22 protein-coding genes and 1 pseudogene are annotated in these 20,327 nt (G+C 41.3%); 17 read left to right on the forward strand and 6 right to left on the reverse strand.

All coding sequences use genetic code 11. The features are described from left to right. Positions 1 to 23: 23 nt before the first annotated feature. The 14 genes from leuS (at position 24) to AB8618_RS10395 (ending at position 13,143) form a co-directional block, all read left to right on the forward strand. Complete coding sequence (leuS, locus tag AB8618_RS10330; RefSeq protein ID WP_413402571.1) at positions 24 to 2,612, forward strand: leucine--tRNA ligase; 2,589 nt, start codon at positions 24 to 26, stop codon at positions 2,610 to 2,612. A 1-nt stretch (position 2,613) separates the two neighbouring features. Further along, positions 2,614 to 3,105, forward strand: a complete 492-nt coding sequence (lptE, locus tag AB8618_RS10335) for an LPS assembly lipoprotein LptE (RefSeq protein ID WP_413402574.1) — start codon at positions 2,614 to 2,616, stop codon at positions 3,103 to 3,105. After that, positions 3,105 to 4,145 carry a DNA polymerase III subunit delta gene (holA, locus tag AB8618_RS10340; protein ID WP_413402576.1) on the forward strand — a complete coding sequence of 347 codons (1,041 nt, stop codon included), beginning with the start codon at positions 3,105 to 3,107 and terminating at the stop codon, positions 4,143 to 4,145. The genes lptE and holA overlap by 1 nt, the downstream gene beginning before the upstream one ends. Positions 4,146 to 4,157: 12 nt before the next feature. Then, on the forward strand, positions 4,158 to 4,787 hold the full coding sequence (gene nadD / locus AB8618_RS10345; protein ID WP_413402578.1) for a nicotinate-nucleotide adenylyltransferase: 630 nt from the start codon (positions 4,158 to 4,160) through the stop codon (positions 4,785 to 4,787). 62 nt (positions 4,788 to 4,849) lie between these two features. After that, positions 4,850 to 5,167, forward strand: coding sequence for a ribosome silencing factor (gene rsfS / locus AB8618_RS10350; RefSeq protein ID WP_010388304.1), 318 nt, complete (start codon positions 4,850 to 4,852; stop codon positions 5,165 to 5,167). Positions 5,168 to 5,204: 37 nt separating this feature from the next. Continuing rightward, the gene (gene rlmH, locus AB8618_RS10355; protein WP_413402580.1) at positions 5,205 to 5,675 is read left to right on the forward strand and encodes a 23S rRNA (pseudouridine(1915)-N(3))-methyltransferase RlmH; all 471 of its coding nucleotides are present in this window, start codon (positions 5,205 to 5,207) and stop codon (positions 5,673 to 5,675) included. A gap of 9 nt (positions 5,676 to 5,684) precedes the next feature. Beyond that, entirely contained in the window at positions 5,685 to 7,565 is a 1,881-nt protein-coding gene (gene mrdA, locus AB8618_RS10360) for a penicillin-binding protein 2 (RefSeq protein ID WP_413402582.1), read from the forward strand. Next, a complete protein-coding gene (gene rodA, locus AB8618_RS10365) occupies positions 7,562 to 8,668 on the forward strand; it encodes a rod shape-determining protein RodA (protein WP_418157300.1) in 1,107 nt (368 codons plus the stop codon). Before mrdA ends, rodA begins: the two co-directional genes overlap by 4 nt. Next, positions 8,668 to 9,429 carry a septal ring lytic transglycosylase RlpA family protein gene (locus AB8618_RS10370; protein WP_413402586.1) on the forward strand — a complete coding sequence of 254 codons (762 nt, stop codon included), beginning with the start codon at positions 8,668 to 8,670 and terminating at the stop codon, positions 9,427 to 9,429. Before rodA ends, AB8618_RS10370 begins: the two co-directional genes overlap by 1 nt. A 54-nt stretch (positions 9,430 to 9,483) precedes the next feature. Then, the gene (locus tag AB8618_RS10375) at positions 9,484 to 10,644 is read left to right on the forward strand and encodes a serine hydrolase (RefSeq protein WP_076919273.1); all 1,161 of its coding nucleotides are present in this window, start codon (positions 9,484 to 9,486) and stop codon (positions 10,642 to 10,644) included. Between the two features lie 208 nt (positions 10,645 to 10,852). Beyond that, on the forward strand, positions 10,853 to 11,131 hold the full coding sequence (gene ybeD, locus AB8618_RS10380; protein WP_076919259.1) for a DUF493 family protein YbeD: 279 nt from the start codon (positions 10,853 to 10,855) through the stop codon (positions 11,129 to 11,131). 19 nt (positions 11,132 to 11,150) lie between these two features. Then, on the forward strand, positions 11,151 to 11,804 hold the full coding sequence (lipB, locus tag AB8618_RS10385; RefSeq protein WP_076919258.1) for a lipoyl(octanoyl) transferase LipB: 654 nt from the start codon (positions 11,151 to 11,153) through the stop codon (positions 11,802 to 11,804). Continuing rightward, positions 11,801 to 12,766 (forward strand): lipoyl synthase, encoded by a 966-nt coding sequence (gene lipA / locus AB8618_RS10390; RefSeq protein ID WP_008109434.1) that lies wholly within the window; start codon positions 11,801 to 11,803, stop codon positions 12,764 to 12,766. Before lipB ends, lipA begins: the two co-directional genes overlap by 4 nt. A gap of 137 nt (positions 12,767 to 12,903) precedes the next feature. After that, positions 12,904 to 13,143: an RNA recognition motif domain-containing protein gene (locus AB8618_RS10395; protein ID WP_008109433.1), complete on the forward strand. Its 240-nt coding sequence runs from the start codon at positions 12,904 to 12,906 to the stop codon at positions 13,141 to 13,143. Between the two features lie 111 nt (positions 13,144 to 13,254). On the opposite strand, the gene AB8618_RS10400 is transcribed toward AB8618_RS10395, so the two are convergent. The 5 genes from AB8618_RS10400 to AB8618_RS10420 are packed head-to-tail and all read right to left on the reverse strand — an operon-like array spanning position 13,255 to position 16,790. After that, a complete protein-coding gene (locus AB8618_RS10400) occupies positions 13,255 to 14,328 on the reverse strand; it encodes a phosphotransferase enzyme family protein (RefSeq protein WP_409423475.1) in 1,074 nt (357 codons plus the stop codon). A gap of 44 nt (positions 14,329 to 14,372) precedes the next feature. After that, positions 14,373 to 15,248, reverse strand: a complete 876-nt coding sequence (locus tag AB8618_RS10405) for a nucleotidyltransferase family protein (protein ID WP_409423476.1) — start codon at positions 15,246 to 15,248, stop codon at positions 14,373 to 14,375. 15 nt (positions 15,249 to 15,263) lie between these two features. Then, positions 15,264 to 15,713, reverse strand: a complete 450-nt coding sequence (locus tag AB8618_RS10410; protein ID WP_413402590.1) for a flavodoxin — start codon at positions 15,711 to 15,713, stop codon at positions 15,264 to 15,266. Beyond that, entirely contained in the window at positions 15,713 to 16,477 is a 765-nt protein-coding gene (gene truC, locus AB8618_RS10415) for a tRNA pseudouridine(65) synthase TruC (RefSeq protein ID WP_138570071.1), read from the reverse strand. The genes AB8618_RS10410 and truC overlap by 1 nt, the downstream gene beginning before the upstream one ends. Beyond that, the gene (locus tag AB8618_RS10420; RefSeq protein ID WP_413402592.1) at positions 16,452 to 16,790 is read right to left on the reverse strand and encodes a YqcC family protein; all 339 of its coding nucleotides are present in this window, start codon (positions 16,788 to 16,790) and stop codon (positions 16,452 to 16,454) included. The genes truC and AB8618_RS10420 overlap by 26 nt, the downstream gene beginning before the upstream one ends. Positions 16,791 to 16,893: 103 nt before the next feature. Between AB8618_RS10420 and AB8618_RS10425 the strand changes: the two genes are divergently transcribed. After that, a complete protein-coding gene (locus AB8618_RS10425) occupies positions 16,894 to 17,922 on the forward strand; it encodes a DUF3549 family protein (protein ID WP_413402594.1) in 1,029 nt (342 codons plus the stop codon). Further along, positions 17,923 to 18,221: pseudogene (locus AB8618_RS10430) on the forward strand (DUF3301 domain-containing protein). A 605-nt stretch (positions 18,222 to 18,826) separates the two neighbouring features. On the opposite strand, the gene AB8618_RS10435 reads toward AB8618_RS10430, so the two are convergent. Beyond that, positions 18,827 to 19,477 (reverse strand): GNAT family N-acetyltransferase, encoded by a 651-nt coding sequence (locus AB8618_RS10435; protein WP_008109415.1) that lies wholly within the window; start codon positions 19,475 to 19,477, stop codon positions 18,827 to 18,829. 287 nt (positions 19,478 to 19,764) lie between these two features. On the opposite strand from AB8618_RS10435, the gene AB8618_RS10440 reads away from it, so the two are divergent. Next, positions 19,765 to 19,998, forward strand: a complete 234-nt coding sequence (locus AB8618_RS10440; protein ID WP_010388246.1) for a DUF2789 domain-containing protein — start codon at positions 19,765 to 19,767, stop codon at positions 19,996 to 19,998. Positions 19,999 to 20,327 lie beyond the last annotated feature (329 nt).

The raw sequence follows: 20,327 nt of genomic DNA on the forward strand, positions 1-20,327 counted from the left end.
ATGCAAGAAGTTTGGAAACGTAAATGCAAGAGCAATATAACCCACAAGACATAGAGTCAAAAGTCCAACGCTACTGGGAAGAAAACCAAGTATTTAAAGCCACAGAAGATGAGAGCAAAGAAAAATACTATTGCCTCTCAATGTTTCCTTACCCAAGTGGTCGACTGCATATGGGTCATGTGCGTAACTACACCATTGGTGACGTGGTTTCTCGCTTCCAGCGCTTGCAAGGCAAAAACGTAATGCAACCTATGGGTTGGGATGCGTTTGGTTTACCTGCAGAAAACGCGGCTATTAAAAATAAAACAGCCCCTGCCAAGTGGACTTACGAAAATATTGATTACATGCGTAACCAGCTTAAACAATTAGGTTTTGGCTACGATTGGGATCGCGAAATTGCAACCTGCCACCCAGAATATTACAAATGGGAACAATGGTTTTTCACTAAGCTTTACGAAAAAGGCCTAGTGTACAAAAAAATGTCAACGGTTAACTGGGATCCAGTGGATCAAACTGTATTAGCTAACGAGCAAGTAATTGACGGCCGCGGTTGGCGTTCGGGTGCGGTAGTTGAACAAAAAGAAATTCCACAGTGGTTTATTAAAATTACCGACTACGCACAAGAGCTATTAGATGATTTAGACAAATTAGAAGACTGGCCTGAACAAGTTAAAACCATGCAGCGCAACTGGATTGGTCGCTCTGAAGGGTTAGACATAGAATTTACACGTACCGATAACAACGAAAAATTTAGCGTATACACTACGCGCCCAGATACATTTATGGGTGTAACATACCTAGCCGTTGCCGGTGGCCACCCTATTGCACAAGAAGCGGCTAAAAATAGTGACGCGATTGCAATGTTTGTTGAAGAATGCAAAAACACTAAAGTTGCCGAAGCAGACATGGCAACCATGGAGAAAAAAGGCATCGCAACGGGCTTTTACGCTACTCATCCATTAACGGGCGAGCAAGTACCAATTTGGGTTGCTAACTTTGTATTAATGCATTACGGCTCAGGTGCGGTAATGGCAGTACCTGCTCATGACCAACGTGACTTTGAATTTGCAACAGCCTACGGCCTCGACATTAAACAAGTTATTGCCCCTGCTGAAGGCTCTGAACTTGAAGTAAACCTAGCCCAAGAAGCATTCACCGAAAAAGGTGTATTAGTAAACTCGGGTGAATTTGATGGCCTTGATTTTGAAAATGCCTTTAACGCTGTTGCCGACAAACTAGAAGCATTAGGTGTGGGTGAGCGTAAAGTAAACTTCCGTCTACGCGATTGGGGCGTAAGCCGTCAGCGTTACTGGGGTTCGCCAATTCCAATGCTGAGTGATGAGAACGGTAATGAGCTTGCTGCCACTGAAGATATGCTACCAGTGCGTTTACCAGAAGATGTGGTAATGAATGGCGTTACCTCACCAATTAAAGCCGACCCAGAATGGGCTAAAACGACTGTAAATGGTGTACCTGCCACTCATGAAACTGATACTTTTGACACCTTTATGGAATCATCATGGTATTACGCTCGCTACTGTAGCCCGCGCCATGACGAAGGCATGTTAGATCCAGCAGCCGCTAACTACTGGTTACCAGTAAACCAATACATTGGTGGTATTGAGCACGCAATTTTACACTTATTGTATTCGCGCTTTTTCCACAAATTATTACGTGACTTTGGTTTAGTTAATTCAGACGAGCCATTCGACCGCTTACTTTGTCAAGGTATGGTATTAGCTGAAACGTTTTATCGTAAAGATGAAAAAGGCGGCGATGTATGGATTTCGCCAAGCGATGTCAATACCGAAACCGACGATAAAGGCCGTGTAACCAAGGCATGGCACGTCGATGATGGTGAACCAGTATTCTCATCAGGCATGAGCAAAATGTCTAAGTCGAAAAATAACGGCATAGACCCACAAGAAGTAATTGCTCAATACGGTGCAGATACCGTGCGTTTATTTATGATGTTTACTGCACCACCGGAGCAAACGCTTGAATGGTCAGATTCAGGGGTTGAAGGCGCGCACCGTTTCTTAAAACGTGTATGGAAATACGCAGTAGACGTTAAAACGGTTGGCTTCCAAGCACTTGATAAATCGGCGCTTACTAACCCACAAAAAGTACTTCGCCGTGAGCTACATAAAGCGATTGCAAAAGTGAGCGATGATGTTGAACGTCGTCAAACATTCAATACGGCGATTGCCGCAATCATGGAGCTATCTAATAAGTTATTAAAAGCGCCATTAAACGACACTCAAGATGTTGCCATTGCTAACGAGGCATTAGAAGCATTGCTTATTATGCTAGCACCAATAACACCGCATTTATCGCATCAGTTATGGCAAGAGCTAGGTAAAGAAGGTGATATTTTAGATGCAGCATGGCCAAAAGTTGACGAATCTGCCCTAGTTGAAGATGAAAAATTAATCATCGTACAAGTAAACGGTAAATTACGTGCAAAACTAACGGTTGCAGCTGATGCAACGCAAGAGCAAGTAGAAGCACTCGCGTTTGCAGAATCTAACGTCACTAAATTTACTGATGGTGCAACAATACGCAAAGTAATTTATGTAGCCGGTAAATTACTTAACGTGGTAGCTAACTAATATGGCTGCTTTAAATGCCATTAAAAACGGACTAGCCTTAGTGCTAGTCTGTTTTTTGTTATCGAGCTGTGGCTTTCACCTTAAAAAAGCATCAAGCCTACCCGATGATTTAAAACAGCTAACCTTGGTGGGTGATGATCAAAAATCAGCGTTGTTTAGCTATTTGCAAACAGAACTTGCTATGAGCGATGTCACTTTAGTCCCTGCGAGTAAACAATCAGCGCAACTTTATTTATTTAAAGAGCAGCTAGAGCGCCAAACCTTGTCGTTGTTTCAAAACGGACAAGTAGCTGAATATGAACTGGCATACAGTGTAAGTTATGTTGTAAAACGCCCAAAGCAAGCAGCCATTGAAAAACGTTTTGAGCTTTACCGTAATTACCAAGATGACCCTGACAACGCACTAGCTAAAGCAAAAGAGCTTGAACTGCTGATCAGCGAAATTCGCCAGCAAGCGAGTCGTCGAATTGTTAGAGAGTTGTCGCAACTATAATGCGTTGTTATGCAAATCAGCTGCCTAGCGAATTAAAAAAGGGGTTAAAACCTTTTTATTTGGTTTTTGGTGAAGAGCCTTTTCAAGAAGCGCAATGTGTACAGCTCATTCGCGACAGCGCAAAAGCGCAAGGCTTTGATGAAGTAATTAAATTCACTTTAGCCCAAGGCTTTGATTGGCAGGAAATCATAGCGCAATACCAAAGTATGTCGTTGTTTAGTGCGCGTACGATTATTGAGCTTGATTTAAACCAGCAAAAACCTGGTACACCCGGCGCAAACACCTTTAAAAAGGTCGTTGAGCTTGAAAACCCTGACACCATTTTAATTGTTAAAGGCGCCAAAGCAAGCCAAGATGTGCAACGCGGTGCGTGGTTTAAAGCACTCGATAAGCAAGGGTTATTTGTACCTTGCTATCCGCTTAATGGTAATCACTTAAAACGTTGGCTTGATGAACAGTGCCAACGCTTGTCACTTAATTTACAAAACGAGGCTAAGCTCAGTTTAATTAGTGCCACTGAAGGCAATTTACTGGCTTGTTTCCAAGAGCTTGAAAAGCTGTCGCTAATACATGGTGACGCTCTCATTACCCAGCAACTGGTAATGCAAGGGCTACTAAACCAATCTAAATTCGATATTTTTGATTTAAGTGACGCCCTGTTAAACGGCCATACTACACAAGCAATAAAAGTATTAAATAAGCTTGCCAGTGATAACACTGAAGTAGTGAGTATTTTATGGGCCATCAATAAAGATTTAAATACCTTAATAGGTGTACAACAAGGGTTACTGCAGGGTGAGACATTAGCGACCCTGTTTAAGCAAAAAGCGATATGGAAAAATCAACAAGCGCCAGTACAAACAGCCATTAAAAGGCTAAACATTCATACCCTAGAGAATATTAGCAGTGAACTGGCATTATTTGATGCAAGCTACAAGCAAGGCGTATTGATTGCCCCTTACCAAGCATTGGCGCATATTTGCATTAAGTTCTGCCAACCCCTCGATATTCCACTGCCGTGTCATACTAACTGTCAGTAAAGGAAAAATACCATGATTGCAATTTTTGGTGGCACTTTTGACCCCGTTCATTTGGGGCACCTTAATATGGCGCAGCAATGTGTGGCTACTTTTGAATTACACTCACTTTATTTTATGCCCTGTGCAATACCCACGCACAAAGCGGCACCGGGGATCAGCACCAAGCATCGTATTGCTATGCTTAAAGCAGCAATTACAGCTTACCCAAAGTTTAAGCTTGATTTACGAGAACTAAAACGTAGCGGTCCGTCGTATTCTTTATTAAGCTTGCAAGAACTAAGAGCAGAAAATCCCGATACCCCTATTTTATTTTTAATTGGTATGGATTCATTCAACAACCTTGATAAATGGTATAAGTGGCAAACGATAACGAGTCTATGCCATGTAGTGGTGTATCAACGCCCAGGTCAAAACTGTGATGTACAAGGTGAACTTAAAAACTACAAACAACAGGCTGTGACCAAAAATATTTCCTTACTGAACGAAAAAAATGGCGGACACCTTTACTTTTTAGAAGGTAAGCAACTGGATGCCGCATCCAGCAATATCCGTCAAGCTCTTAAAAAAAGTATTAAAAAGAGTGAACTATTACCCGACACCGTGAGTCACTATATTGAGCAGCACCAGCTTTATCAAGAGTGATTGGTATAAACCCCTCGGCGTGTTAAAATAACCGCTATTAAATTTTAAATTGAGACAAAACCTTGGATTCGAAACAACTACTCGCTTTTGCACTAGACAAAATTGACGATATGAAAGCACGTGATGTGATTCAACTTGACGTAACTGGCACTTCAGACGTAACCGATTACATGATTGTATGTTCAGGCACATCAAGACGTCATGTATTGTCAATTGCTGATAACTTAGCAAAAGAAGCTCGTCACGCTGGTGAAGAGCCATTAGGCTACGAAGGCCAAAGTGATGGCGAATGGGCATTAGTTGATTTAGGTGATGTGATTGTTCACGTTATGCAAGATCAAGCACGTAGCTATTACGATCTAGAAAAGCTTTGGGGCTAACAGCTCCCTATTTTAGACAACGCTTGGAAGTAACGTCGTGAAAATACAAATGATTGCTGTTGGTACAAAAATGCCAGCATGGGTAGAAACAGGTTTTGCAGAATATCAGCGCCGCTTTCCCAAAGATATGGCACTGGAACTAATCGAAATACCTGCAGGTAAACGTGGCAAAAACGCAGATATAAAGCGTATTTTACACATCGAAGGTGAAAAAACCTTAGCCGTCATACCCAAAGGTAATCGTATTGTCACACTAGAAGTAACTGGTAAACCACTGGATACTCACCAGCTAGCAAAAAACATGGAAAAGTGGCAACTTGACGGCCGCGATGTCAGTTTACTGATTGGCGGTCCAGAAGGCTTAGCTCCCGAGTGTATTGCTGCCTCTGAGCAAAAGTGGTCGTTGTCTAATTTAACGCTCCCGCATCCTTTAGTACGCATTATTGTTGCTGAAAGCCTTTACAGGGGCTGGAGCTTAAATAACAACCACCCTTATCATCGCGAGTAGTTTCTTGCCATGCTAAAACGAAGACCCACAATTCGCGACCACTCAGCAGAAGCTAATTTATTTGCTCGGCGTGCATTTGTGGGTTTTATATTTATATTAGCCCTAGTAGCCATATTATTGTCTAACTTGTACACCATTCAAGTTGACGATCACCAAGATTATCAAACCCGCTCTAACGACAATCGTATTAAAGTAATTCCTATTGCACCTAATCGAGGTTTAATTTACGACCGAAACGGTGTTTTACTAGCTGAAAATAAGCCCGTTTATAACCTTGAAGTGATCCCCGAAGAAGTTGACGATTTAATAGCCTCTGTAAAATCCGTCAGTAAAATTATTGAAATCACCGAGCAACAACAAGCAGATTTCCTTGATGATATAAAGCATACTCGCCGCTTTAAAAGCCAAGTTCTTAAAGCTCGCTTGAACGAAAACGAAGTAGCGATGTTTTCAGTAAACCAACATAAATTCCCAGGGTTTAGTATTGAAGCGCGTCTAGCGAGATACTACCCTTTTGGCGACACCTTAACTCATGCCTTAGGCTATGTTGCAAAGCTCAATAGAAAAGAACTAAACAAACTTGAACAACAAGGTGAAGCCACCAATTACAGAGCGACTCATGATATTGGCAAGCTAGGTATCGAAAAGTATTACGAGCCGTTACTACATGGCCAAGTTGGCTCACAGCGAGTTGAGGTAAATAACCGTGGCCGTATCATTCGTACCTTAAGCATGGATCCACCACTGCCGGGGGATGATCTAGTACTTACTCTCGATATTGGTTTACAACAAATAGCCCAACATACACTTAAAGATATGCGCGGCGCTATTGTGGTCATGGATGCGAAAGATGGTGGCGTCTTAGCGCTTTATTCAAACCCTAGTTATGACCCAAATTTATTTGTTCACGGTATTAGCAGTAAAGACTACAAAGCCCTACTTAATCCTGATCGTCCACTGATCAATCGCACGACTCAAGGGCGCTATGCACCAGCTTCGACTATTAAACCACACATGGCTATTTTGGCATTAGAAGAAAATGTAGTGCAAGAAACCACCACCATGTGGGATCCCGGTTTTTTTCAAATACCAAACGTAGAGCATAGATGGCGCGATTGGCGACGCTGGGGCCATGGCCATGTTGATGTTTACAAAGCCATAGAAGAGTCATGCGATACTTATTTTTATGATGCAGCATACCGTATGGGGATCACTAAAATAAGTAACTTTATGGCGCGTTTTGGCTTTGGTGAACTCTCAGGTATTGATATACATGAAGAAGCAACCGCTATTTTACCCTCAAAAGAGTGGAAAGAAGATCGTTTTAAAGAGTCATGGTGGCGTGGCGATACTATTTCTGTTGGTATTGGCCAAGGTTATTGGACTGCCACCCCGATTCAAATAGCGAATGCGACAAATATTTTAGTTAACAGAGGGATAAATCATCCACCTCATTTAGTGCAAGTGGCTAAAAAAGAAGATCAAATTACTCAGCTCAATAATGAAGAAAAGCCACCTGTTGTTCTTAATAACGAGGATAACTGGCGAATTGCTATTGATGCTATGCATAACACGGTTAAAAAGACCACCGGTACAGCACACCGTGCGTTTAAAGGGGCTACCTACGACCCAGCAGGTAAAACCGGTACCGCCCAAGTAGTCAGTATTGCACAAGGCGAGCGCTACGACGCCGATGCACTTAAAGAGCGCCAGCGTGATAACGCCATTTACGTCGGTTTTGCCCCATACGATAACCCTCAAATCGTTGTCTCTATTGTGGTAGAAAATACCGGAGGCGGCAGCTCAGTAGGCGCCCCAATTGCGCGCCAATTAATGGATTACTATTTTGCTGCTAACCCCATTCAATCATCAGGGAGTAAAGTTCCATGACGGCTTTACATGATAAGCGTTCTATTTGGCTGCGCTTGCATATTGATTTGCCGCTTTTTATTGCTTTATTACTAATGATGGCAGGCAGCATCACGATTGTTTACAGTGCCTCTGGCCAAGATTCTGCAATGATGATGCGCCACGGTACCCGTATGGCTGGTGCTATTATTGGTATGTTTGTGTTAGCACAAATCCCCCCAGCAACTTTAAAACGCTTAGTCATCCCTATGTATTGCTTAGGACTACTCATGCTGGTTGGAGTATTCCTATTTGGTGTGAGCTCCAAAGGTGCGCAACGCTGGTTAGATTTAGGCATCACCCGCTTTCAACCCTCAGAGCTGATGAAATTAGCGGTTCCTATGATGGTGGCTTGGTATATTGGCCGTAATCATTTACCCCCTCGAGCGCTGCATTTAGTGATTGGTTTTGCCATTGTTATGCTACCTACCCTACTTATTAAAAAACAGCCTGATTTGGGCACCTCAATTTTGATTGCCAGTTCGGGTGTATTTGTGTTGTTTTTATCTGGCTTGAGTTGGCGTTTAATTGGCTTCTTAAGCTCTGTTGTTGCCTTAGCGGCATGGCCTTTTTGGCACTATGGTATGCACGATTATCAAAAACAGAGAGTGCTGACCTTTTTAGATCCAGAGAGCGATCCGCTTGGTTCTGGCTATCATATAATCCAATCAAAAATAGCGATTGGTTCAGGCGGTATAGAAGGCAAAGGCTGGTTGCAAGGCACACAATCACAACTAGAATTTTTACCTGAAAGACATACTGATTTTATTTTTTCAGTACTGAGTGAGGAGTTTGGCCTGTTCGGTGTGTGTGTTTTACTGAGCCTATACCTATTCATTATTGGTCGCGGACTTTATATTGCCGTTAATGCCCAAGATGCCTTTGGCAAGTTACTCGCGGGCTCACTCATTCTGACATTTTTCGTTTATATTTTTGTAAACATTGGCATGGTTTCGGGCTTGTTACCCGTTGTAGGTGTGCCATTACCATTGATTAGCTATGGTGGCACCTCAATGGTTACCTTAATGGCTGCATTTGGCATTATTATGTCGATTGCCACAGATAAAAGGATGCTCTTAAAATAATGCGCCTTTATAAACAACTTATAATCATTGTACTCTTTAGCCTTTTTTTGAGTGCGTGCAGCAGTTCAAATAGCCGTTATAGTATGCGTCATGATGCCGCACCACTGCGGGCACCGACCGAATTAGAAATGCAAGATGCTATTGTCACTCAAGTAATAAAAAGCGCAAGCACCACACGCCCTTACGAAGTATTAGGCAAACGTTATACCCCTATGCTCGATGAAACGGGTTATTCAGAAACGGGAATTGCTTCATGGTATGGCCGAAAGTTTCATGGTTATCATACCTCTAACGGCGAAGTTTACGATATGTTTGCTATGACGGCAGCCCATAAAACCTTACCATTACCGAGTTTTGTACGCGTAACAAATACAGCCAATGGCCAATCTGTTATAGTACGGGTTAATGATCGTGGGCCCTTTCATGATGATAGAATCATTGATCTTTCCTATGCTGCTGCCTATAAACTTGGTTATCATAAGTACGGTACAGCAAAGGTTAAGCTTGAAGCGATTACCCTCGCAGATACCCATGCACGAAAAACCTATGTTCAAGTAGCAGCCGGCAGTACCTTAGCCAACATAGAAGCATTGGCACACACACTACGAGAGCAGTATAAATTACCAACAAATATCGTCGAAAAAGACGCTATTTATAGATTGCACTTAGGGCCGATAAAAAATGCCCAACACGCGCAACAAGTATTAGAAACATTAAAACAAAATCAATTTCAGAACGCGTTCTTGCTTTACACTCAGTAAGCCCTTTAGAATAGGGAGAATGCATATTTTTAACTTTAACCATTAATGAGTATGATGAAATCTATTAAACATAAAATTCTTACTGGTGTTTGCGGCTTAGTCTGTTCTGCCGCCGTCTTTTCAGCCACCGCACAAATTATTCCAGCCCCTCCTCAAGTTAATGCTAAAGGTTACTTTTTGGTGGATTTCACCACAGGTAAAGTGATTGCAGAAGGTGAAGCCGATACAAAACTTGCCCCTGCTAGCTTAACTAAAATGATGACTAGTTACGTAATTGGTACAGAAATTAATGCAGGTAATATAGCACCTACCGATATGGTGACTATCAGCGAAAAAGCATGGGCAAAAAACTTTCCTGAATCATCAAAAATGTTTATTGAAGTAGGTAAGCAAGTTAGCGTAGATGATCTTAATCACGGCATTATTGTGCAATCGGGTAATGATGCCTGTGTTGCTATGGCTGAGCATATTGCTGGCAGCGAAAGTGCGTTTGCAGACTTAATGAACGCTCATGCCGAAAAAATAGGCATGACGAATACTCATTTTGTTAATAGCCACGGCCTTGATACGGATGCGCATTACACTACCCCACGCGACATGGCCACATTAGGCGCTGCCCTTATTAAAGATGTGCCAGATGAATACGCTCTTTATAAAGAAAAATCTTTTACCTTTAATGGCATAAAACAATATAACCGTAACTCGTTGTTATGGGATGAAAGTTTAGATGTTGATGGTATCAAAACAGGTCACACGTCTGATGCCGGTTACAGCTTAGTCACCTCGGCGACAAAAAACGACATGCGTTTAATTGCGGTTGTTATGGGTACTTCGAGTGAGCGCGCACGTAAAGTTGAGAGTAAAAAACTACTTAACTACGGCTTCCGCTTTTTTGAAACAATTACGCCTTACAAAGCGGGCGATAGTTTTGCAGAGCAACGCATTTGGATGGGTAATAAAGAGAATGTCTCTTTAGGTATTTTAGAAGACACCCCTATTACGATTCCTCGTGGCCAACATAAAAACCTGAAAGCAAACTTTGAGCTTGACGATACGCTTGAAGCACCTTTAGCTAAAGGCACTAAAGTGGGCACACTGTTTTTACAACTTGAAGGCGAAGATATTGCACAATATCCGCTAGTTACACTTGAAGAAATACAAGAAGGTAGCTTCTTTAGTAAAATATATGACTACTTACGCTTACAAATAATGTAAGCATCAGTAAAGTAATATGAACGCCTCCTTTGTGAGGCGTTTTTTTTGCTTGAAAAGTGCTAGAATGCGCCCCATATATACCAATCGTATTTAATGACTATCGTTGGCTTAGGTCAAAAATAACATCATTTCAAGATTGTCATTAGCCTGTCAGTTTAAAGCTTAACGTATAAGTTAAGCCAACACTTTTGTTTGAGGAGTTCCCGTCGTGGTTGAACCTGTTAAAAACACTAAATTTGATGAGTACTTAGAGTACCCTTGCCCGTTTACATTTAAAATAATGGGCCTTGCAAACGTAAACTTAACTGATCAAATTTTAGAAAAGTTACAACCTATCGCTCCGGGTGATTATGCACCAAAAGTAAAACCGAGCAGTAAAGGTAACTATGAGTCAGTCACTTTAGTGGCCACAGTAACCAGTGGAACTCATATCGAAGAAATTTATAACGTGATCAGCAACATCGATGACGTACGCCATATGCTTTAAGCCATAGCTGAGATTGATTGTGAACGAAAACACCTTAATCGTACGCCAACTTGGGCGCCAACGTTACAAGCCAATATGGCAAAAAATGCAAGATTTTACCGACACCCGCGATGAAAACAGCGCAGATGAAATTTGGCTGGTAGAACACGAAAGTGTATTTACTCAAGGTCAAGCCGGTAAAGATGAGCATTTATTATCGCCAGGTGACATTGAAGTGATTAAAGTTGACCGCGGTGGACAGGTAACTTACCACGGCCCAGGTCAGCAAATGATGTATGTATTATTTAATTTACGTCGTTTAAAAATTGGGGTGCGAGAGCTAGTTACTTGGCTTGAAGAGTGCATCATTGAATCCCTTGCAGAGTATGGTATTAACGCATACGCGAAAGCGGATGCCCCTGGTGTTTACGTTAACGACAGCAAAATTGCCTCTTTAGGTTTACGAGTTCGTCGTGGCTGCTCATTTCATGGCTTAGCATTAAATGTTAACATGGACCTAAGTCCATTTTTACGCATCAACCCATGCGGTTATGCGGGCATGAATATGGTGCAAACTAAAGAATTAAATGGCCCTCAAAACCTTGAAGCAGCAGGTCAGGGGCTGGTAAAACACATGATCAAAAAGCTTAATGCAACACAGGTTAAGCATACTGAAGGGTTTGAAAACGAATGAATAAACCAGTCAAAATGGAACCAGGTGTAAAACTACGCGACGCAGAAAAAATGGCGTTGATCCCCGTTAAAGTTTTACCAACAGAAAAAACCGAAATGCTTCGTAAGCCAGAGTGGCTTAAAATTCGCTTACCTAAGTCAACCGAGCGGATTGACGGCATAAAACAAGCAATGCGTAAGCATGGCTTACATTCAGTGTGTGAAGAGGCCTCGTGCCCTAACCTATCGGAGTGTTTTAACCACGGTACGGCGACCTTTATGATTTTAGGAGCTATTTGTACACGTCGTTGTCCATTTTGTGACGTTGCTCATGGTCGCCCATTAAAACCTGATGCCGCTGAGCCTGAAAAGCTGGCACTTACCATTAAAGACATGAAGTTAAGCTATGTGGTTATTACTTCTGTAGACCGTGATGATTTACGTGACGGTGGTGCTCAGCACTTTGCTGATTGTATCCGCGAAATTCGCAAACATAACCCAGAAATTACCATTGAGATTTTAGTGCCCGATTTTCGTGGCCGTATGGACAGAGCGTTAGAAATTTTAATTGAAACGCCGCCAGATGTATTTAATCATAACCTAGAAACGGCGCCACGTTTATACAAACTTGCGCGCCCAGGTGCTGACTATAAATGGTCTCTTGAATTATTACGTCGCTTTAAAGAAGCCCATCCTGAGGTTAAAACAAAATCAGGCTTAATGGTTGGACTTGGTGAAGAAATTAGCGAAATCGAGGAAGTACTTCGCGATTTACGTGCTCATAACGTCGATATGCTTACTGTAGGACAATACCTACAACCGTCTAAGCATCACTTACCCGTTAAGCGTTACGTGCCACCAGCTGAATTTGACGCATTAAAAGAATATGCTGATGAAATTGGCTTTACACACGCCGCTTCAGGCCCGTTTGTACGTTCAAGCTATCACGCTGATCAGCAAGCTGCAGGTAAAGAAGTAAAGTAACCTCTCGCAATATAAAAAACCGCCATTAGGCGGTTTTTTGTTTTTTTAGCGGTTATTTTTACTGTTTATAAAATAACGTTAGGTTAAAGCAAGGTTACTTGAGATAATTATGCTTGAACCCATTATTTAGGTTATATATGAAATTATTAGTTCGTAACTTATCACGTGCCACTACTGAGCATGAACTTCGTACGTTATTTACGGCTCACGGTAAAGTGACCACCTGTAACTTGGTACTCGATAAAGAAACAGGCCAATCTAAAGGCTTTGCCTTTGTAGAAATGCCTAATGACATTGAAGTTAAAGGCGCAATTAAAGCGCTTAATCAAACCACAGTAGACAAAAGCAAAATCCGTGTAAAACTAGCGGATGCTTAATAAGTAAAAAATTGAGATGTTGGAAGTTAACACATACTTTCAATGTTTAACCTCAATTTATATTGCTCAAAGTTTTAGTTATAACGCTTTGAGCAATATAATTAATTGGGTTTATACCTGAGTCAAAATCTCCTTTAAGACCTGCTGCTTACTTACTATATCCTTGTATAAGGCAAATTGGTTTTTTGCGCGATCTAAGTTGTGTCTCTTATGCTTAACGCTAAAGTAATTATCACCATCTATATAATCAGTTAAAAAGCGTAAGCCAATCATAAAGGGCATTACTTTAGCACCTAACCAAAAGCTTTGTTTCTCGGCGGGCGTTAATACCCCCTTTAGTGGCTCAACATAGCCTTTAACAATCGCTGCAAAAATATCTTCACGAACACCTACCTTTTCAAGCGCCGTTGAATCTTCTTGCTCTGCAGAGCAGAATGTTCTAACCATATCGCCAAAATCATTAAGCCAATAACCAGGCATACAGGTGTCTAAATCTATCACCGCTTTTGCATTACTAGAGTCTAAGCAAAATAGCATGTTGTTTATTTTTGTATCGTTATGGCACACACGAATAGGCAATTTTCCTTCGATGGCATTAAGCTCATCAATAAGTGAAAGCTGCGACAGGCAAAAATCAACTTCATCCTGACAATTAGCCAAACGTTTATGAGGATCGGTGCTAACAACTTGCTTGAATACTTCTGCACGCATGGCCAAGTTATGAAAATTGGGAATAACCGCATGTAATTTGTTAGCATCAAAGTCTTGTAGCGCTTGCGCAAATTGACCAAATGCATTAGCTGCTGTTTGCGCCTGGCTAGCAGTATTAACCACATCTTCACTGTAACTGCCCCCAATAAACTCAAGAGCTCGCCAAGTATCATCATTATTGTTAACTAAATAGTTATTTTGAGTCGTCGCTACATGGCGAACTATTGTTAGGTTGAATTCACCTACTTGTTGTTTTTTACTTAAGTGTTGCTCTATTAATCTTGCATTATCAACAAGTAAATGTGGTTTTGGAAACACCACCGTATTGAGCTTTTGAACAACCAGTGACCGCTTCGAAGTACTTAATAACATGGTAGTATTTATGTGCCCACTGCCAATAGGTTTTATGCTCGCATGCTTCTCGTCAAGGCCAAAACTCTCAGATAAATAAATTTCTATAGGAACTGTATTCATTTTCTACTTCACTCTTTTCGCCCAAGGCGATAATAATTTAATAGCTACGCTTGACGTAATGCGCACAAAGTAGCCGCAATGCTTGTCAGTTCTGATTTATAGGTAACACCAAACCAAGGCTCTTTTGCAGTGTATACAAATACAGGCTGTGCTTTTACATTAATAGCTTTCTGGATTTGATCAGGTAAGTAGTATTCTTGCTGAGTATTCACGTTATATTGCTGTAAAAACGTTTCAAAGCCTTGTTGCAAATAGTCAAAAAAGCAGGGAGTGATCCCCCAAAAACTCATCGAGCCTAGGGAGTTGGGGCTAATTTTCTCACGTAAACCCTGTGGGTTATCGCCAAAAGTATGCTCAGACTGTTGTTGAATATTCAAATACTCGGTTACGGCAACAAGCTTTCCATCCGCAATATTACATACCCCACGATTAACACCACCGTGCTCAGAAAGAGTATCAATAATCGGATACCCTACCATTGCCCATTCAGCGCTTCTTTTAAAGTGCTCACTCAGTAATACAAACGAAGATTTGCCATAATAGTCATCGGCAGTGATCACAATAGCGGGGTTATTAATGTGGGCTTTGGCACACAACAGAGCATGACCTGTGCCCCAGGGTTTTTTCCGTTGGGCAAGTGTTGCTTTAAACTGTTCGGGAACCTGCTCAATGTGTTGCTCCACCAGTACCACATCAAGATCACTAGGCAAGCGTGGCAAAATAGTACGCTCTATTTCACTGCGTACCGCTTGGTTTATTATCAGCACCACCTGCGTCACGCCTGCAGCATGCGCATCAATAATACTCAGCTCCATAATAGTGCAATTTAGCCCTGGAATCTCTGCAATTTGTTTATTGCCACCAAAGCGACTACCTAAGCCACCTGCAAGCACAATTAAACTCAGTTTATGTTTTTTCATTTAGAGTCTGCGCATTTAAGAGGGTAATTTACCAAGCCAAGTTTGTAACCAAGGCTCGGTGACAGGCCAAGGCTCAAAGTCTTCACAGGCATCAATTTCTAGTCGGTTACCCACAGGTTTAGCTTGTAAGTCACGTAATAGTTCATCAAAGCTACGCCCTGCTGCGCAAAACGTATCACCGTAGCTTCTGTCACCCATGGCTACAATGCCAAATGTTTTATTGGTTAACATTGGAAACGTACTGTTAAGCTGATTATAAAGCTCTGCCAAGTTAGCGGGTATATCGCCTTGTCCTGTTGTTGAAGTAACTATTAAAATATGCGTCGCATTTTTTAGATCTTCTAAACTTGGCTCTGCAAATACGCTTACCTGATGGCCAGTTTGCTCTATAGTATCGCTTATTTGCTCACTTAAACGTTCAGCACCACCGTACACGCTGCCTACAAAAATACTAATATGTGCCATTAATAATCCTTTTCTTCACTTGGCCACCCTAACTGTTTGCAAATACTCAACATTGCATCACCTAGTGGCGCTTTAATTATTATCGATTCGTTACTATAAGGATGTACAAAGCTAAGCTCTGTAGCAAATAACATTAATCGCCTAAGAGAAAAGTGTTCTCTAAAAAACTGATTGTGCTGGTTATCACCATGGTTAACGTCGCCAATTATTGGTAACGACAAATGTTTTAAATGGCGACGAATTTGATGTTTACGCCCTGTTTTAGGAAAACACTCTACCAAAGAATACCTAACCGTTGGGTATTTTCCTATGGGAATAGGCAACGCAGCTTGGTGCAAACAGTTAAACTGAGTTTGTGCTTCTTGAGCATCTTTATCCTGATCGGCAAATTTATCAGCGATTTTGTCTAGTTCTTCTTTTAACGGTTTATCTAAAAAAATAGATTCAGGCGCAAATCCGCGTACTAAAGCTAAATAACGCTTTGAGATCGTACCCTCAATAAACAACTGATTCATATCACGCGCGGCTTCTGAGCTTAGAGCAAACAGCAACACACCCGATGTCGGCCTATCAAGACGGTGCACAGGAAACACATGCTGACCGAGTTGATCGCGTAGCATTTGCATTGCAAATTGAGTTTCATGTTTATCTAAAAAGGAGCGATGAACGAGCAAGCCCGATGGTTTATCAATCGCTACATAGTTTTCATCTTGATAGAGGATATTTAGTTCACCGTATTCAACTGGCGCTGGACGTTCGGTCATCAGACTCTCCTAGCAATGAATCTATTTGCGTCAACAAAGAAATAATCTCTTCGCTTCCGGATTTATCAATGAGTGTCATTTGCGCCATAGGAGCAATTGCAAAATTACGTGGCAACGTTTGTTTCATTGTAATAATCTGCTGAATTTTTTCTATAAATACAAACTGTAACCACTGTTCAAATGTAAGCGTATCATGGCAAAAAGGCACGCTTGAATGCAACAATGCAGGATCAATCGGTTCATTTTGCCAAAGCTGATGCTTTTTAAGTAGCGCCGTTAATTGTGTTAAATAGAGTTGGGTTTGCTCAGTCATAATCACCCTTTACTTTGTATATTGCACAATTATACCCTGTTCCCTCAACAGTCGCTATGGCGTATAATTAGCGTAATTTTGTAGTAAAAACAGTTGGAAATTCATGAGTGAACATATAGCCACATTAGGCCAGCTTTTAGACGGTGCAGGAACTCAATGGCGTGCTTTTGACATTGGCAGGCATATCACCAAGCTTGATAAACAACAATTTTTAGCTGTTGAACAAGCGCAAGTTCCTTACCCTTACCCATTAGCAGGCCATGCATGGCTAGCGATTCAATTTTGGGACAGTAAAGCTAGCAAAGAACCCTATGTGTGGTTTTTAAAATTCCCTCTTGATGAACAAAGTAAACTCGTTAGTGCCAGCCGCGACCACTTTGCAGACATGGTAATTCAAGCACTAGGAACAGAAATAACCGGCGAGCAAGCCGATGGCAAACTCGATAATAACCCGTACGTATTTACTCCTAATGCTAATAAATTAGCGGCGTTTAATGCACAAGTTAAAGTGTTATTAAAACAACCAGCCTCACAGTATTATGAGCATGCCCAGCTTTATTTTAGTGGCCAGATTGGTTTTGATAATTGGCAAAGTATGGCACTACAAGGCATTGCTGATTTTGCTTATCGCCTCAACAGTGCTGATAACTTAAAACACTTACACGCTGCGTGGCCTAATTTACCTGTTGAAGTATTACAACCATTAAGCGCAATGCTTGAACACATCGAAATACCACCCACGTTAAGTGAGTTAATGTTAAGTTATGGACAAACCGCTCTTAACAATAATGATGTGGTTACGGCTTCTGCCGCGCTTCGCGCCATATCATCAGGGCAAGCAACTGGGCTTAGCGCACAACTGGTTGACTGCGCTTTAGAATCTACGCTTGGGCAAGACTCAGACATTTTATTAACTATTGCAGGTCGCTGCTTTAAACAATTAGAAGAGCCACAGCGTTTGCATGTATTTATGGATAACTGTGCGCACCATGAGAAAATAGCTGAGTTATTTCCCAGCATTTTTGCAGATTTAGTTGCAATTCCAACTATTCGCCCACATTTATTAGCATTACTACGTAAAGAAAACAGAAGCGAGACGTTAGCTCGCGCAATTGGAAGGTTATTCTCTTAAATGGCTAGTTTATGGACGTTCATACTTATTGGGGCTGTAATTTATTTTTTTGGCTAAATCGTAAAATAGCCGAAGCTGCGAACGTCCATGCCAAACGCCAAAGTGAGCAATTGCAGGTACAACTAATGAGTGTGGCTTGTAGCAAGCGTCGGTTTGGCATTTTAAAAAGTGGTAAACCGGGCATGAAAAGCGAATTTATTTTTGAATTTTCAAGCGATGGTGAAAATGCTTATCAGGGAGTGTTAATCATGGAAGATGAAAAGCTAAAAAGTGTGGTTGTGCCACCACATAAGATATAATTTTTGTAATACAAAAAACCAAGGCGTAACCTCAGTTACGCCCTAATTGCCAACATCCTGTAAGGTATCCTTTACCTGATCCTTGTTTATCATCCACTGAACGAGCAAACTACCCTGTTAGCCCTCCATTGCATCCTGCAATATCCTCTTGCCGTCTTGGCCGTCCTGCGTAAACTAACGCTCCTGCAATATCCTATCGCATCATCCTTGGTATCCTTTAAATAGCTCCTAGCTATTTTAGTACTTCATGTACTTCCTGTTTCATCCTTGCATCCGTGTTAACTTGTCCTTTGCGCTTCCTGCTAGTCACTACTATGCTGCCTAATTCCATATCCATGGCATTAGCTCAGTCATTGAGCTATGTCGTCTTGACAAAGTAAAGTTTAAACCAAACGGCTGGGTATAATAGTGAGGAAAACTAAAAAATTTAATGTCACAAAATTGAAAAAACAAAAATAGCTATAAATAACAGAAGCTTGATGATTATAAACGGATAAATAATGGATTTAAACTGACAAAGAGCACACTAATGTAGGATATATCTCACACTGGTGTGCCCGATTTGGAACATAGGCTTACAGATACGCCATTATGAACAACTACCTTTATTGAGCATTAGCAACTTTAAATAGTAATTCACCCTTAACTTGGTTAAATGAAAGTTGTTTAAAGTGCTCAAATCCTTGCGATTTAAAAAATTTCGTATGCTCGTCACGAGTCACAAATACCGCTATACCAGAAGACTCAGGATTATCGTGTATTAAGCCATCTAAACCTTTAAGTAAAGTGCGACCAAACCCTTGCCCGTGAAAGTGTGGATCAACCGCAATAAACGCTAAAAAGTAATAATTCCCTTGCGGCTTTAAGGCGTCACGAATGGTTTTTTCTTTTTCAATTAATTGATTCGTTTGTAAATAACCTGCACTTAGCATCAGCTTTAATCGCCAATGCCAATAACGCTCAGCTTGTAATTGGCTATTTGACTCAAACACACAGGCAACCGCTTTTAATTTATCATTACGGTAAAGGCCAATTAAAGGCTGCTTCTCTTGCCAAAAGCTACTGAGCTCTTCACGAATAAGTGCACGTAGCTTTTTTTCATAATCGAGCGGGTTATCTTCGTTATACCCTAGCAGAGTTTGTAAAATAGGATCGTTTTGGTATGCCTGATATATCAGGCTGGCTGCTGTGCTTATATCCTCTGGTGCAATATGCTGAACACTAAAGGCGTCTGTCGATTCTGCTGTGGCTGTCATTTTATTTCCTTTGTTATTTTACACCCCCATCGTTACGCCAAGTAACGCATAAGGGATTAATTTTGAACTACAACGATGACCAAATGCTTATATAACTATATACCTAAGTGAGACAAATAAGCGAATTTACATTTTAGTTAGTACGCTCATCCATTGCATTGAGTCAGATCATGCTTTAGCGACTTACTATTGAGTAAATAAAGCATAGATTCAGTAAGGGTTAAACTGGCTAGATATACCATTTCCCCCTAGAGTTAATACATATTAATTCATTTAGGAGCATTATTATGGATACAACAAAACATACTATTAATACCTTGTTCGCCCAACTAGGACTGCCGGATTCGGATGCGCAAATAGATGCATTTATTGCCTCGCACTCCATTGCCGATACAACCTTGTTGCAAGATGCTCCCTTTTGGGATGAAGCCCAACAACATTTTATTGCCGAATCGCTAGCGGTTGATGGCGATTGGAGTGAAGTAATTGATGAACTAGACGTACGTCTTCGTCAAAAATAATTAGGGCCTGTTGATCTTTGCGGATTAAAATTTGTTCAAACTAGGGGCGGTTTTATCGCGGCGCGAGGTTTGTAACCTAGTGGGCTAAGTAAAAACCGAGCAACAAAGAGTAAATCGCCCCTAGGCAGAACCCTTCGGGCAGCGCCTGTTTGGCATTGATGTTGCGTTATCGCCTATTTATCGGGAATAACCACACCACATAGGCTCTGCCTTGCCTAAATACCAAACAGACTGCTGCAAATTTAACCTTGAAAGGTCAACAGGCCCTAATTTAATGCGCATTTTAATGTGCCTTAGCCACTTTATTGATACCATACCCGCTCGCAGCG

The organism is Pseudoalteromonas sp. RW-H-Ap-1, assembly GCF_048318575.1.
GTDB lineage: Bacteria > Pseudomonadota > Gammaproteobacteria > Enterobacterales > Alteromonadaceae > Pseudoalteromonas.

Bases quoted from the DNA above. Each gene is read 5' to 3' on its own strand.
- AB8618_RS10395 (WP_008109433.1), top strand. From the start codon at position 12,904: ATGAAATTATTAGTTCGTAACTTATCACGTGCCACTACTGAGCATGAA.
- AB8618_RS10370 (WP_413402586.1), top strand. From the start codon at position 8,668: ATGCGCCTTTATAAACAACTTATAATCATTGTACTCTTTAGCCTTTTT.
- AB8618_RS10425 (WP_413402594.1), top strand. From the start codon at position 16,894: ATGAGTGAACATATAGCCACATTAGGCCAGCTTTTAGACGGTGCAGGA.
- nadD (WP_413402578.1), top strand. From the start codon at position 4,158: ATGATTGCAATTTTTGGTGGCACTTTTGACCCCGTTCATTTGGGGCAC.
- leuS (WP_413402571.1), top strand. From the start codon at position 24: ATGCAAGAGCAATATAACCCACAAGACATAGAGTCAAAAGTCCAACGC.
- AB8618_RS10435 (WP_008109415.1), bottom strand. From the start codon at position 19,477: ATGACAGCCACAGCAGAATCGACAGACGCCTTTAGTGTTCAGCATATT.
- AB8618_RS10405 (WP_409423476.1), bottom strand. From the start codon at position 15,248: ATGAAAAAACATAAACTGAGTTTAATTGTGCTTGCAGGTGGCTTAGGT.
- AB8618_RS10440 (WP_010388246.1), top strand. From the start codon at position 19,765: ATGGATACAACAAAACATACTATTAATACCTTGTTCGCCCAACTAGGA.
- lipA (WP_008109434.1), top strand. From the start codon at position 11,801: ATGAATAAACCAGTCAAAATGGAACCAGGTGTAAAACTACGCGACGCA.
- mrdA (WP_413402582.1), top strand. From the start codon at position 5,685: ATGCTAAAACGAAGACCCACAATTCGCGACCACTCAGCAGAAGCTAAT.
- lptE (WP_413402574.1), top strand. From the start codon at position 2,614: ATGGCTGCTTTAAATGCCATTAAAAACGGACTAGCCTTAGTGCTAGTC.
- AB8618_RS10400 (WP_409423475.1), bottom strand. From the start codon at position 14,328: ATGAATACAGTTCCTATAGAAATTTATTTATCTGAGAGTTTTGGCCTT.
- rodA (WP_418157300.1), top strand. From the start codon at position 7,562: ATGACGGCTTTACATGATAAGCGTTCTATTTGGCTGCGCTTGCATATT.
- holA (WP_413402576.1), top strand. From the start codon at position 3,105: ATGCGTTGTTATGCAAATCAGCTGCCTAGCGAATTAAAAAAGGGGTTA.
- AB8618_RS10420 (WP_413402592.1), bottom strand. From the start codon at position 16,790: ATGACTGAGCAAACCCAACTCTATTTAACACAATTAACGGCGCTACTT.
- AB8618_RS10410 (WP_413402590.1), bottom strand. From the start codon at position 15,713: ATGGCACATATTAGTATTTTTGTAGGCAGCGTGTACGGTGGTGCTGAA.
- AB8618_RS10375 (WP_076919273.1), top strand. From the start codon at position 9,484: ATGAAATCTATTAAACATAAAATTCTTACTGGTGTTTGCGGCTTAGTC.
- truC (WP_138570071.1), bottom strand. From the start codon at position 16,477: ATGACCGAACGTCCAGCGCCAGTTGAATACGGTGAACTAAATATCCTC.